At 66.6% G+C, this 12,903-nt stretch carries 9 protein-coding genes; 5 read left to right on the forward strand and 4 right to left on the reverse strand.

The features are described from left to right. The first annotated feature begins 141 nt into the window (after positions 1-141). From ACYQ0J_RS01965 to ACYQ0J_RS01980, 4 genes are all read left to right on the forward strand, one after another. Positions 142-1,269, forward strand: a complete 1,128-nt coding sequence (locus ACYQ0J_RS01965) for a peptidase S8 and S53 subtilisin kexin sedolisin (protein WP_460170513.1) — start codon at positions 142-144, stop codon at positions 1,267-1,269. Between the two features lie 63 nt (positions 1,270-1,332). Beyond that, entirely contained in the window at positions 1,333-2,643 is a 1,311-nt protein-coding gene (locus ACYQ0J_RS01970; protein ID WP_460170514.1) for a S8 family peptidase, read from the forward strand. Positions 2,644-2,774: 131 nt separating this feature from the next. Then, positions 2,775-3,545 (forward strand): LamG-like jellyroll fold domain-containing protein, encoded by a 771-nt coding sequence (locus ACYQ0J_RS01975; protein ID WP_460170515.1) that lies wholly within the window; start codon positions 2,775-2,777, stop codon positions 3,543-3,545. An 11-nt stretch (positions 3,546-3,556) separates the two neighbouring features. After that, positions 3,557-4,804, forward strand: a complete 1,248-nt coding sequence (locus tag ACYQ0J_RS01980; RefSeq protein WP_460170516.1) for an ArsR family transcriptional regulator — start codon at positions 3,557-3,559, stop codon at positions 4,802-4,804. Between the two features lie 344 nt (positions 4,805-5,148). On the opposite strand, the gene ACYQ0J_RS01985 is transcribed toward ACYQ0J_RS01980, so the two are convergent. The 4 genes from ACYQ0J_RS01985 to ACYQ0J_RS02000 form a co-directional block, all read right to left on the reverse strand. After that, positions 5,149-5,871: a hypothetical protein gene (locus tag ACYQ0J_RS01985; protein WP_460170517.1), complete on the reverse strand. Its 723-nt coding sequence runs from the start codon at positions 5,869-5,871 to the stop codon at positions 5,149-5,151. 317 nt (positions 5,872-6,188) lie between these two features. Continuing rightward, the gene (locus ACYQ0J_RS01990; protein WP_460170518.1) at positions 6,189-7,922 is read right to left on the reverse strand and encodes an acyl-CoA dehydrogenase family protein; all 1,734 of its coding nucleotides are present in this window, start codon (positions 7,920-7,922) and stop codon (positions 6,189-6,191) included. 10 nt (positions 7,923-7,932) lie between these two features. Continuing rightward, positions 7,933-9,126 (reverse strand): thiolase family protein, encoded by a 1,194-nt coding sequence (locus ACYQ0J_RS01995; protein WP_460170519.1) that lies wholly within the window; start codon positions 9,124-9,126, stop codon positions 7,933-7,935. A gap of 10 nt (positions 9,127-9,136) precedes the next feature. Beyond that, positions 9,137-11,428 carry a 3-hydroxyacyl-CoA dehydrogenase/enoyl-CoA hydratase family protein gene (locus ACYQ0J_RS02000; protein WP_460170520.1) on the reverse strand — a complete coding sequence of 764 codons (2,292 nt, stop codon included), beginning with the start codon at positions 11,426-11,428 and terminating at the stop codon, positions 9,137-9,139. A 121-nt stretch (positions 11,429-11,549) separates the two neighbouring features. On the opposite strand from ACYQ0J_RS02000, the gene ACYQ0J_RS02005 reads away from it, so the two are divergent. Further along, complete coding sequence (locus tag ACYQ0J_RS02005; protein WP_460170521.1) at positions 11,550-12,896, forward strand: hypothetical protein; 1,347 nt, start codon at positions 11,550-11,552, stop codon at positions 12,894-12,896. Positions 12,897-12,903 lie beyond the last annotated feature (7 nt).

Raw genomic sequence — 12,903 nt, forward strand, 5'->3', positions numbered from 1 at the left:
CTCAAGCTGGCAGTCGAGGCGACTCTTTAAGGAGGTCGAAGGATGCCGAACGCAAAAGCGCTTTTGGCCACAGGCCTGGCCCTTTTCCTTGCGGCCTGCGGCGGGGGTACACCCCCGCCCCCGAGCAGCATCACCCTCACCGTGGAAGACCCAATGGGCAACTTCAACGCGGCAGCCTATCAGGTGGGCTTCGGGAGCTGGCAGCCCCTTTCCGTGAGCGGCACTACCACCAAGACCGGCACCTTTAATCTGGGAGGCCAAAGCAAATACGGCGTTGCCGTGCGGTGCAGCAGCCTGGTGGTCCTAGTGATCCAGGCCACCGCTAGCGAGCTTCCCAATCCCAAGCTGGAATGCAACGGCAACCCTCCCACGACCGTCCCCTTCACGGTGAACGTGAGCGTACACGCTAGCCTGCTTGCGAGCGGAGATTCCGTGTGCGTGAACAACGCTAATTGCCAGCCTGTGCCCGGGAGTGGGGGTGTTGCGGTAACATTCAACACCGGAGCCGGCAATCAGGATTTTCTGGTGACCTTGGTGAGCGGCAGCTGGGTCAAGGTGGCCAAGGTAGTCAAAAACGTAAACGTAAGCAGTGGGGGCAGTACCAACGCCAGCCTAACCGCCACCGACCAGCTTGCTCCAGTTAGCCTGACCCTGCCCACACCGCCTGCGGGCTATACGGGTCCCACGGGTGCGCTCGTCTTCTACTTTAGTTCGAGCAACACCGGTGGTGGTGTGGTGAACGCCTCGCTCACCAGCTACCGGCCCGTGAGCGGGTTTGGGGGTGGGGACCGCTACGCGGCCCTGGTTCAGGCTAGTGGTACCAACGCCTCGCTGCTGGGCATTCAGGTTTTCAACTCTGGTAGCCCTAACCTGAGCCTGCCCGCGCCGTGGCTCTCCGGTACCCTCAGCGTGAACCAGCTAGCTCACCCCAATGTAAGCGGCCTTTCTCGGAACGATAGCGGCCTGCAAGGCTACCAAATCTACCTCCAGATCCCGGCCCAGATCTACTACACCGCTAGCCTTATCAAGAACTGGCTGGGGAACACGACCAGCTATACTCTTCCCGATCTCTCGGCCTCCAGTCTGCTGGGGTACACTCCTCCTACAGGATCGGGCAGCTTTGAGGTCTCTGCCATCCTAAGCAACAAGAGCCTATTCGCCCTCGACCCCAACTATCCTAGCGCTTTCCAGGCAGGGGACTACCTTCAGGGGGCCATCGCTCAAACCAACAGCTATACCATAGGCGGTGGCCCCATCACTCTTCCCTAGCCATGCCTGCCTGGGTGCTGGACCTGAGCGGGTGTAGCGTTCTCTATGGCGATGAGGTGCCCCATGCGCAGATGGTTCTGGCTCGCATTTCTCCTGCTTTCCGCATGTACCCCCTCCCCCAGCCTGAGCCTCTTTCCCAGCCGGGCCGCGTTGGGGGAGGAGGTGGAGGCCCGGCTCAGCGGGATGAGTCCGGAGGGGGCCCAGGTCTTCGTGGGCGGGAACGAGGCTAGGGTGACGGCACGTGAGGGAAACACGCTCCGCTTTTTGGTGCCCAACATCCCCGGTGGCCCCCAGACCGTACGCGTAGTGGCCGGGGGACAAGAGGCCCAGGCCACCCTGGGGGTGCTGGGCAACGTGGACCCCAGCCGGGTGCTGCTGCGGCTCCCCCCGAACCAGGCCCCCCGGTTACCCCCAGACTTCACCCTCATCCGCCTGGATGACCTCCAGGCCTGTGGCTTTACCCTGGTCGAGCTGGGCTACAGCGGCCAGGCCCTGGGCCGGGCCCTGGAGGAGCTGGAAGCCCAGGACCCAAGTTACAAGGCCGACCCGGAGAGCCTTTGGAGTCTGAGCAGCTGGGGAGGTGAGGCGATTGGAGCGCCCCTGGCCCATAACCGGGGCCGCGGCGGCAATGGGGTGCAGGTGGCGGTGCTGGACACCGGGGTGGATGCGGTTATCCCCCAAATCCCCGGTTACGACTTTGTAGAAGGCGATACCACCCCTCAGGACGCCTTCCCCGGCGGCCACGGCACGGGCGCGGCCGGGCTGGTGAAGGAGGTGGCTCCTGCGGCTGAGATCCTTCCGGTGCGGGTCTGCGACGCCCAGGGTACCTGCCGCGCCAGCCGGGTGGTTCGGGGGGTGTGCTGGGTGGTGCAACACCGTCAGGGGCTCACCCTCATGAACCTGAGCCTGGGGGGCGACACCCCGGTGGAGGCCCTAAAGCTGGCATTGCAGGCCGCCCTAAGCCAGGGCATCCCGGTGGCCGCCGCCGCAGGCAACCAGGGAAACCAGGGAAGTCCGGCTCACTACCCTGCGGCCTTTGACCTGCCGGGCCTGGTGGCGGTGGGGGCGCTGGAACAAAGCCCCACCCAGGGCGGGTTGAAGCCAGCGCCCTACAGTACCCGGGGGGCCTACGTGGACCTGGCGGCCCCGGGCACCGCCCTAGAGTGCATAACCCCTGGGGGAGGCCAAGGCCTTTGTACAGGGACCTCCTTCGCCACGCCCCTGGTGGCGGGGGCCATGGCGCTTTGGCTCTCGGCCCAGCCGAACCTCACCCCCGCCCACCTCCAGCAAAGCCTGGAGAACCACGCTCAACCTTTACCCTTCTCCTCGCAGGAGGTGGGTAAGGGGATGGTGGACCTCTCCCAGGCCCCTTGATACCCCTCCCCCTCCCACCCCCGCCCCGGCGCAGGGGTTTTCCTGCTCACGAGCCATTAAGGGAGCGTTCAGACCCCCTTTGCTACCTTACCACCCGAGGTCCTAACCCAAGACCTCAAAGGAGGACGACGATGCGTAAACCCTGGCTTTTAGGAACCCTTGCCCTTTTCTTGGCCCTTTACCTGGCCGCCTGCTCCGGGCCCACGTCGGTCTGCACCACGCCCATCTGCCTCAAAGCCCACTGGCCCCTGAACGAGGCCGCAGGGGCCACCCAGGTCCAGGACGTGGTGGCGAGTCCTATCTTCAACATCGGCACACCTAAGCCCGGGCCCGTGGTGGCCTGGCCCGGCTTCTCCGGGCCCAGCGTGGTGAGCGGGCAATCCGGCGGGGCCTTCTATTTCCCGGGCAATGGGGCCACCTACGTGGAGGTACCTTCTACCCCTGACCTCAACCTAAGCTACGGGAGCCTCTACCTAGAAACCTACGTGGCCCCGGTGCAGTGCGGGGCCGGGGCCTACTACCCCATCCTGGATAAGTGGGACCCAGCGGGTGCAAACGGGTACACCCTCTACCTGGAGGGCGTGGCGCCGGGACAGGTGCGGCTGGCCCTCAGACTCGGCGGGGGGACCTTTACCTCCACCCAGACCTTCCCCGCCAACTTCCAGCCCCCCTCCACGGGCACCTGGACCAAGGTAGGGGTCAAGGTGGATGGCGCCAGTGGGGTCTTTTACGTCAACGGCAGCCCTGCAGGCACCTTCACCGCTCCAGCAGGCGCTACCAACAACACCCTTCCTCTCTGGATCGGCGCCCTGCACACGGCCCCTCCGGGCCTCTACCACTGCGAGATCGCCCTGGACGAGCTGAAAATGGGTACGGTAAACCCCACCTTTAGCACCCCGTAAAGGAGACAACCGTGAAACGCGCCTGGCTATTTTCCCCTTTCCTGCTGCTCTTCGCCGCGTGTGGTGGCGGGGGCATCTCCACCCTGAACGTGACCCTGGTGGACGGCATCGGCGAGCCGCTGCAGCCCCTGGCCGCAGCCTGGCGGCTCGGCCCTCCTCCTTCCTCTTCAGGCCTGCCCTGGAACGCCCTGCCCACAGGGCAGTCCAGCTGGAGCCTTCCCCTCCTCGCCAATAGCCGGTTCCAGGTGGCTTTCCGCTGCCCCAGCTTAAGCGGTGCCGATTTCTATGTGAGCCTGGACCTGATGCGGAGCGAGCTGGGAAGCAACCTGATGGTGCGCTGTCCTGTGGTCTATGCGAGTCCTACAGCGGCGGTAACCGGGACTGTCTCCCCGGCCCTCGGCTCCGGGACCGCCTTCTCAGCCCGGGGTGTACAGAGCTTCAGTGGAGGAAGCTTTGCCGGGCTCAACGCACCCACGGGGCAGGGGCGGGAGGTTGCGGTCTTCGGGAATAGTGGGGGCACCCCATACTTCGGCCGCACCGGACCTGTCAACATCCCGCCTACCGCGGTTTCCGTCCCCGTAAGCCCTACAAATACCCTCAGCCTCACCACCCCGGCGGGCTTCTTCACATATGCCGGTCTGGTCCTCTTCACCTTCGTCCCGGTGGACCTGGTCCCTCCGGGCTGGACGGGCACGGGAAGCCCCCAGCCCGTGGCCCGGCCCAGTTCCCTCTTTGGCGGCGACCTCTTCCAGTTCTGGACCTGCCACGGGTTGAGCTGCGCCCTCCTGCGCAAAGATGCTAACGACCCCATGGTGGCACCTTCCGCCTCCTTAAACCTCTCTGTGCCTCCCTTAAGCTTCTCCGGCAACCAGAACCACACCTCAAGCACCCTGCCTACCTTCAGCAACATCGCCTCGGGAGGGTTTAGCCCCAACCTCAGCTTCCTGGGCTACACCCTCTTCCTGGGGGAACCTGGGGTGCGCTACTGGCGGCACTTCCTGAGCACCAGGGCCCTGGGAAGCGCCACGAGCTATTACGTGGACGTGCAGCAGGCCACCGGCTTCAACGGGGTGGTGCCCAACTCCGGGAGCAGCGTCCAGCTCCGGGCCACCGCCTTCGCCGGGGACCAGCCCCTAAGCGCCCTCCTCGCCGCCCGGCCCATCCCAGAGGAGACCCTCCCTGGCCACACCCTCTTCCTGGATCGGATGTGGCCGGTGCACCTGGAAGCTGCCCTCTCACAGAGTTCCTTCACCTGGTGAGGCTTCCCTTCGGAATCGGCTACCGCTCCCTGGCCGTGGTGACCGATGACCAAGGGGCACGGGCCACCTTTGGCCCCATCTTGAGCCTTCAGAGCAGGCCCTTGTGCTACCCCTGGCGGGGCAAGGCCGGTGCTGGCGTGAGGGGCCAGGGCGGGTTACCTTTGCGGTGAACCAAGGGGGTGGCGCTCGAGGGGCTGGAAGGTGCGATAATGGCCGGGATGCGAGGCAGGGACCCTTGTAGCTTCGGCGCTAGGCTCCTGGGAAAGCCGCTTCGGGGAAGGGGTGGGAATGTGGGGTAGGATCCTTATTTTCCGTACGCAGCCCCGTCTAGTGCTTCTTTGGATTCACGGTAAACCCCAAGAGGCCACGGGTGTCCAGACCGACGAGACGTTGAAAGGAAGGGAGAGCCATTCCTCAAGATGGCCAAAGTCACTTGGATCGGCGCTCAGCGCAAAGATCCGGCCGCGGTAGCGGCCCGGAGGGAGGGAGAGCGCGCGAGCATCAAGCCGAATCTCCAACGCCTTGGTGACGAACAGGGGGTAGGAGGCCTCGGGTTGGTCCCCATCGCCAAAGCGCCAGAGCTCGGCATAATAGACCCGGGCCCCCGCCGCAGCCTGCCAGCGAAGGAGCAGGTCTTGGGTTCCGAACGTAAGAGAGGGGCTTCCTGCAAGAGGTAGCAGGGCCAGCGGATCCACCGGCATCTCACGGCTCAGGGACCGGCCCCCAGGGAAGTAGGTCTCGAGGCGGTATGTCCCCAACCGGGGGGCTAGGCCATCCACCCACCAACCGGAAACGGGCTGGGAGCCGCCGAGAGGGCGGACATCCAGGCTCCGCTGCAGCACCTCGGGATCTGGAGTGGTCAGGATCACCCGTACCGTGCCCCGCTCCACAGGCGAGGCGGCCACGATGAAGGCCAAGCCTGGGGGTTCGCCCTCCCGGTTCCACGTGCCCACCGACCCGGCGGTGAAGGGCAAAATGGGGGGAACTCCCGAACACGCCGCCAGGGCCACCAAAACCGACAAAACCCCTAGCCTCAGGGTGAACCTTGGCACCGCCCAAACCCTCATTATCCAATTTATACCGGCGGCGAAGCCGCCTGCAAGCTGCCGTTTCCTGCTTTGGCCTTCGCGGAGGCAAAAAGGAGAACGCGCTGCCGAAGCCTTCGGTCGCCTAACGGGGGTCCCCAGGGGCCTCAAGGACCCAAGTATGGCACAGCCAACACCGGAAATGTAACCGAACCGATTCCAAGAAAAGCATACAAGGCATGGCGGGTACGGGAGAAGCGCCTGGGGCTGTCTAGGTAGCACGCGCAGCAGATGGTAGGGTAGCTGGCTGAAGGAAGCCCTTGCGCCCCGGAAAGTTCCGGGGCGCCTCCGGATGTACCCTAGCGGGCCAGGGGGTAGCCTTCCCTTTCCAACACCGCCCCCGCCACCTCGCGGCGCCAGGCCACCAGGTCCTGGGGCTCGCGCTTGGTGAGCCTGCGGGCCGCGGAGTAGACCACGCGGGCCTCATCCCCCTCCACGAGCCTGGGCAGGACGGCGAGGGCTCCCACCTGGGCCCGGTCCAGGGCCTGGGCCAGGTAGAGCCGGGCCATGCCCAAGGCGATGCCCCCCACCCGCCTCGCCCGAAGGAGGGCGCTCTCGGCGGCGTAGGCGTCTATGAGGATGTCCGCCACCGCCCCCAGCACCTCCTGCTCCTCCTCCACCTGCTGCCCGTACTTCTGGGCCGCCAGGCCCGCCACCATGAGGGCCAGCTTCTTGAGGTTTTGGATCTGGTAAAGCTCCGCGTCCTCCGGCTCCTCAAAGCTTGGCTCCAGGAGCTCCTTCTGCAGCTTCACGGCCGCCTGGAAGAGGGGAAGTTGCCCCTTAAGGGCCCGGCGGAGGAGCATGCCGGGGATGAGGAGGCGGTTGATCTCGTTGGTGCCCTCAAAGATGCGGTTGATGCGGGCATCCCGGTAGGCCCGCTCAATGGGGTACTCCTGGGAGTAGCCGTAGCCCCCGTGGATCTGCACCCCCTCGTCCACCACGTAGTCCAGCACCTCCGAGCCCAGGACCTTGATGATGCTGGCCTCCACCGCATACTCCTCGATGCCCGCCATCACCGCCTCGGGGCCCTTCTTGCCCAAAAGGGCCTCGTCGATGAGGCCCACGGTGCGGTAGACGGCGCTCTCCGCAGCGAAGACGCGGCTCGCCATCTCCCCCAGCTTCTGCTGGATGAGGCCGAAGCGGCCGATGGGGCGGCCGAACTGGTGCCTTTCCTTGGCGTACTTGGCGGCAAGCTCCAGGGCCTTCTTCGCCCCGCCCACCGCCCCTGCCCCCAGCTTGTAGCGGCCCACGTTGAGGACGTTGAAGGCGATCTTGTGCCCCTTGCCCACCTCCCCCAGGACGTTTTCCACGGGCACCCTCACGTCCTCCAGGATCACCTGGCGGGTGCTGGAGGCCTTGATGCCCATCTTCTTCTCCTCGGGGCCGAAGGCGAGGCCGGGGGTGTCCCGCTCCACCAGGAAGGCGGTGAAGTGCTCCCCGTCCACCTTGGCGAAGACGGTGAAGAGGTGGGCGAAGCCGGCGTTGGAGATCCACTGCTTGACCCCGTTCAGCACGTAGTGCTTCCCGTCCTCGCTTAAAGTGGCCCGGGTCTTGGCGGAAAGGGCGTCCGAGCCCGAGCCGGGCTCGGTGAGGCAGTAGGCGGCGATCCACTCTCCGCTCGCCAGCCTGGGGAGGTACTTCCGCTTCTGCTCCTCCGTGCCGAAGTAGACGAGGGGCAGGGTGCCGATGGAGGTGTGGGCTCCGTAGGTGACGGAAAACCCCCCGCTTCCCGCAAGCTCTTCGGCCACCACCGTGGAGATCACCTTGGGCAGGTCCAGGCCCCCGTATTCCTCGGGGACCTCGATGCCGAGAAGCCCCAGCTCCCCCGCCTTCCGCATCAGGGGCACGTTGAGCTCCAGCTCCCCGTGCTCCATGCGCTCCAAAAGGGGCAGCACCTCCCGCTCCACGAAGGTGCGGGTGGTGCGGGCGATCTCCCTCACGCTCTCGTCGAAGTCCTCGGGCGTGTAAATCCGCTCAGGGCTCTCCAAGAGCCAGCCGCCGCCCTTTTGCCAAAGCTTCTTCTCCTCGGTCATGGTCCTCCTCCTAAGCTGGATACACCTCAAAAATCCCCGCGGCCCCCATGCCGCCCCCGATGCACATGGTGACGAGGCCGTACCCCCCGCCCCGCCGGGATAGCTCGCTCAGAAGCTGGGCGGTGAGCTTGGCCCCCGTGGCCCCCAGGGGGTGGCCCAAGGCGATGGCCCCCCCGTTCACGTTGGTCTTCTCCTCGGGCATCTCCAGGGCCCGCATCACCGCCAGGACCTGGGCGGCGAAGGCCTCGTTGAACTCGATGAGGTCAATCCGGTCCAGGGTAAGGCCTGCCCGCTTCAGCGCCTTGGGCACCGCCTTCACCGGGCCGATGCCCATCACGTCCGGCTCCACCCCGGCCACAGCGAAGCTCACAAAACGGGCAAGGGGTTTCAAGCCGAGGGCCTCGGCCTTCTCCCGGCTCATGACCACCACCGCCGCGGCCCCGTCGGAATAGGGGCTGGCGTTCCCCGCGGTCACCGTGCCCCCCTTCTTGAAGGCGGGGCGGAGCTTGGCCAAAGCCTCCAAGGAAGTGTCGGGGCGGACCGTCTCGTCCCGGTCAAAGAGGACCTCCCCCACCTCCTTCTTGGTCCCCCGGTAGGTGACCTTGGGCACCCGGATGGGGACCACCTCAGGGAAGCGCCCCTCCGCCCAGGCCCGGGCCGCCCTCTGGTGGCTTCTCAGGGCCCACCTGTCCTGGTCCTCGCGGCTTACGCCGAAGCGCTCCGCCACCCGCTCGGCGGTGTAACCCATGCCGATGTAGGTGGAGTAACCCTCCGCGCTCCACTCCGTGGGGGTCAGGTCGGGGTGGAGCCTGGTGTGGAAGCCCGACATGGGCACCTGGCTCATCATCTCCACCCCACCCGCCAGAACGGCCTCCGCCATCCCCGTCATCACCGCCTGGGCGGCCATGGCGATGGTCTGGAGGCCGCTGGAGCAGAAGCGGTTAATGGTGGCCCCCGCCACCTCCACGGGGAAGCCCGCCCGGAGGAGGGCGAGCCTGGCGATGTTAAGCCCCTGGGCCGCCTCGGGCATGGCGCACCCCCAGAGGACGTCCTCAAGCTCCCTAGGGTCCAGGCCGATGCGCTCCACTGCGGCCCGCATCACCTGGGCGGAGAGGTCCACGGGGTGGAGGGTGGCCAGGGCCCCGTCCTTCTTGCCCCGGGCCACGGGGCTACGAACCGCGCTCACGATTACGGCTTCCTGCATGGTCCCACCTCTAGTTCCTGAGGGGCTTGCCCGTCTTCAGGGTGTAGGCGATGCGCTCCTGGGTCTTCCGGGTGCCGAGGAGCTTTAAGAAAGCCTCCCGCTCCAGGTCCAAAAGGTCCCACTCGGAGACCTCCCGCGCCGGACCCTCGCCCCCGGAGAGGACGTAGGCGATCTCCAGGCCGATCTTCATGTCGTGGTCCGTGATCTCCCCCGCCTCCCGGAAGGCCCAGACCGCGTAGCGCAGATTGCCCAGGGCCTCGCTCCCCAGCACCCGGATCCTCGGCGGCAGGGGCGGGCGGTAGTCGGGGGCCAGTTCCAGGACGCGCCGCTTGGCGTCGGCGATGAGGAAGTCCCGGTTCATGCTGACCCCGTCCCGGTCCCGGAGGAAGCCCATCTTGCGGGCCTCGAGGGCGCTGGTGGAGGTCTTGGCCAAGGCGATGAGGTTGAAGGCCCGCTTGACCCCCTCGAAGGGATCCGCCTCCTCGTAAGGGGCAAGCTCCTGGGTGAAGCGGAGGAGCATCTCCTTGGTGCCGCCCCCGGCGGGCAGGAGCCCCACCCCCGCCTCCACCAGGCCCATGTAGAGCTCCGCGTGGGCCTGGACCCGGTCCGCGTGCAGGGTGAACTCCGCCCCGCCCCCCAGGGTGAGGCCAAAGGGGGCCACCACCACGGGGAAGGGGCTATAGCGGAGGGACATGGAGGCCTTCTGGAACTGGCGCACCGCCAGCGCCAGCTCGTCCCAGTCCCCCTCCTGGGCCAGGGAGAGGATGAGGGCCAGGTTGGCCCCGGCGGAGAAGGCCCTGGGGTCCTCGTTGCCGATCACCAGGCCCAGGTAGCCCTTCTCCTCCACGAACTCCAGGCTCTTCTGGAGCATGCGGATGACCCCCTCCCCGATGGCGTTCATCTTGGTGCGGAACTCCAGGAGGGCCACCCCGTCCCCCAGGTCCAAAAGGGCCGCCTCCTTGCCCTCCAGGAGGGTCTTGCCCTCGGCCTTGAGGGCCTTCAGGGAGATAACCCCTTCCCGCTTGGGCAGGGGGTGGTAGGCCCCGTCAAACCCCAGGTAGGTCCCGTCCCGGTAGAAAGCTCCCTGGGCCTTCTTGAGGAGGCCGGGGACAGGGAGGCCGTGCTCCGCCAGGAGCCCCTCGATGCGTCCGTGGCCCACGGCGTCCATGTTCTTGAAGGGCCCCTCCTCCCAGCCGAAGCCCCACTCCAGGGCCTGGTCCACCGCCACGGGGTCGTAGGCGATCTCCTCCGCCTTCTCCAGGGTGTAGTGGGCGGTTTTGGCGAAGAGCTCCCGGAGGAACGCCCCGTACTTCCCGGGGAGGTCCAGGACCTTGGCCAGCCGCTCCCGCAAGGGGAGGTCGCGGAGGGCCCGAAGCTCGGGCAGGTCCAGCTTGCCCCTGGGGGCGTAGTCCAGGGTCTTGTAGTCCAGGGTGTGGATTTCCCCGTTCACCCGCTTGTAGAACCCGGCCCCCGCCTTCTCCCCCAGGCGGCCCTCCGCCACCAGGCGCAGGACCCATTCGGGGAGGGCGAAGTCCTCCCCCGTGGCTTGGGCTAGCTCCTCCGTGACCAGCTTGAGCACGTCCAGCCCCGTGAGGTCGGCGGTGCGGAAGGTGGCGGAGTTGGGCCGGCCCAGGAGGGGGCCGGTGAGGGCGTCCACCTCGTCAATGGTGAGGCCGTGCTTCTCCATCAGGCGCACCGCCTGGACCATGCCGTAGACCCCCAGCCGGTTGGCGATGAAGCCGGGGGAGTCCTTGGCGAGGACGGTCCCCTTGCCCAGGATCCGCTCCCCGAAGCGGCGGATTTCCTCCAGGACCTGGGGGTCGGTCTCGGGGGTGGGGATGAGCTCCAGAAGGTGCAGGTAGCGGGGCGGGTTGAAGAAGTGGGTGCCGAGGAAGCGCCTGCGGAAGGCCTCGGACCGCCCTTCCAGGAGGACCTTCATGGGGATGCCGCTGGTGTTGGAGCTGACGATGGCGCTAGGCTTCAGGATGACTTCTAGACGCTCGTAGAGGGCCCGCTTGGGCTCGGGTTTCTCAATGATGGCCTCCACCACCCAGTCGCAGTCCTTGAGCTTTTCCAGGTGGTCCTCCGTGTTGCCGATCTCCACGTACCGGGCCAGGTCCTGGTCCATGAAGGCCGCTGGCCTAGCCTTCAGGGCCCGCTCCAAACCCCTCTTGGCGTACTCGTTGCGGTCCTCCTTGCCGGGGATGTCCAGGAGGACCACGGGGATGCCCGCGCTCGCCACCAGGGCGGCGATCCCACTACCCATGGTGCCCGCGCCCACCACGCCTACCTTTTGGATCATGGCCACCTCCTTATACTGAGTCAAAGTTTATCCCTCCACCCCCAGCCTGTCAAAGGGGGCGGGCACTTTGCCGGGCTTAAGGTTGACAGGTCCCCTCGGGGACGCATAAGCTGTGTTTGTTATGAAAAGAACTTTCTTGTGGCTGGCGGTTACGCTTCTCAGCCTAGGCCAGGCCCAAGGGGTGCGGAGCCTCGGCATGGGCGGGGTAGCCCTTCCCGGCCCGGCTTATGCCTGGGCCAACCCCGCCTACGCCGCCTTCCCCGGCAACTGGGACCGGGAGGGCCAGGCCCTCCCCCTGGGCCTTTTACGCCTTCTTCCCCTTTTCCCCGACACCAGCCCCTTCACCTACTTCACGGACCCAGGGACCTTCCGCACGGGGTTTGACCTCCTCAGCTTCTACGACCAGACCACCCACTTGGACAGCTTCCTCATAAACCCCGCCCGAAGCCCCGACGAGGTGGTGTTTCAGGTACGGGCCGATGGGATCTCCATCACGGATGGCTCGGGGAGGAACCTGGTGCCCTCTTTCCAGGCGGGCACCTCGCCGGAAAAGCCTCAAGCCCTTATCCCTGCTCCCCTATTACCCGTTTCCCTGGAGCTGGGCCCCGGAACCTACCTCTCCTTTGGGCCCTTTTATGGGGTGCAGGGCGTGCGGGTGAGCCCCAACGCCGCCCTGGCCGAGGCCTTGGCCAAGGGAACCTTGGCCCCCTGTAAGGACCAGAACCCTTCCCCTTGCGCCCTGGAGGCCAGCGGGAGCCTTAGCGCGGGCCTGAGCCTGGGACTGGGCTTCGCCACGCCTCTTCCCGAGGTTCCGGGCCTGGGCAAGGTGTACGTGGGCGTGCGGGGGGAAGGGTTCTACGGCCTCGCCTATGCCGAGGCCAGCGCCCAGGCCAGCCCCACCTTTGACCAGGACGGCAACCCCGCAGGGGCGACTTACCGCTACCGCTACTTCCTGAGCTACGCGGATTTCCTGGAGGGGTCCTTGGGCCAGGGGGCTGGGGGACGGGGCTATGGCCTAAGAGGGGACGTGGGCGTGGCCGTGGACGGGGGAGGGTGGGCCTTGGGCTTCGGGGTCCAAAACCTCTTGGGCTTCGCCGAGTGGAGCGGTGTAGAGGTCTCCGGGGACGAGGGGGGGGAGACGCGTACGCCCGCCACCAAAAGGAGCGATTCCCTCGCCCCGAGCTTTTTCCTGAACGGGGCCTACCGCATACCCCTAGAGGCAGGGAACCTCCTCCTGGCGGCGGATGCCCGGTTCGGCAGCACGGCCCCCGCCTTCCACCTGGGCGCGGAGTACGCCTTGGGTGCCCTGGCCTTGCGGTTGGGGCTGGGCCTCGAGGGCGGCCTCCGCTTCGGCGTGGGCGCGGGTCTGGACCTGGCGGGGATGGGCCTGGACCTGGCCCTCACCACCCACGGGGCACCCCTGGTGGGGGAAACGGTCTTTGGCCTAGCCCTGGCGGTGAGCTTCTAGGAGGCAG

The sequence above is a fragment of the Thermus sp. FJN-A genome (genome assembly GCF_054655095.1).

Excerpts from the sequence above, each read along its gene's own strand:
- ACYQ0J_RS01970 (WP_460170514.1), top strand. The coding sequence starts at position 1,333 with ATGCGCAGATGGTTCTGGCTCGCATTTCTCCTGCTTTCCGCATGTACC.
- ACYQ0J_RS01975 (WP_460170515.1), top strand. The coding sequence starts at position 2,775 with ATGCGTAAACCCTGGCTTTTAGGAACCCTTGCCCTTTTCTTGGCCCTT.
- ACYQ0J_RS01985 (WP_460170517.1), bottom strand. The coding sequence starts at position 5,871 with ATGAGGGTTTGGGCGGTGCCAAGGTTCACCCTGAGGCTAGGGGTTTTG.
- ACYQ0J_RS01990 (WP_460170518.1), bottom strand. The coding sequence starts at position 7,922 with ATGACCGAGGAGAAGAAGCTTTGGCAAAAGGGCGGCGGCTGGCTCTTG.
- ACYQ0J_RS01995 (WP_460170519.1), bottom strand. The coding sequence starts at position 9,126 with ATGCAGGAAGCCGTAATCGTGAGCGCGGTTCGTAGCCCCGTGGCCCGG.
- ACYQ0J_RS02000 (WP_460170520.1), bottom strand. The coding sequence starts at position 11,428 with ATGATCCAAAAGGTAGGCGTGGTGGGCGCGGGCACCATGGGTAGTGGG.
- ACYQ0J_RS02005 (WP_460170521.1), top strand. The coding sequence starts at position 11,550 with ATGAAAAGAACTTTCTTGTGGCTGGCGGTTACGCTTCTCAGCCTAGGC.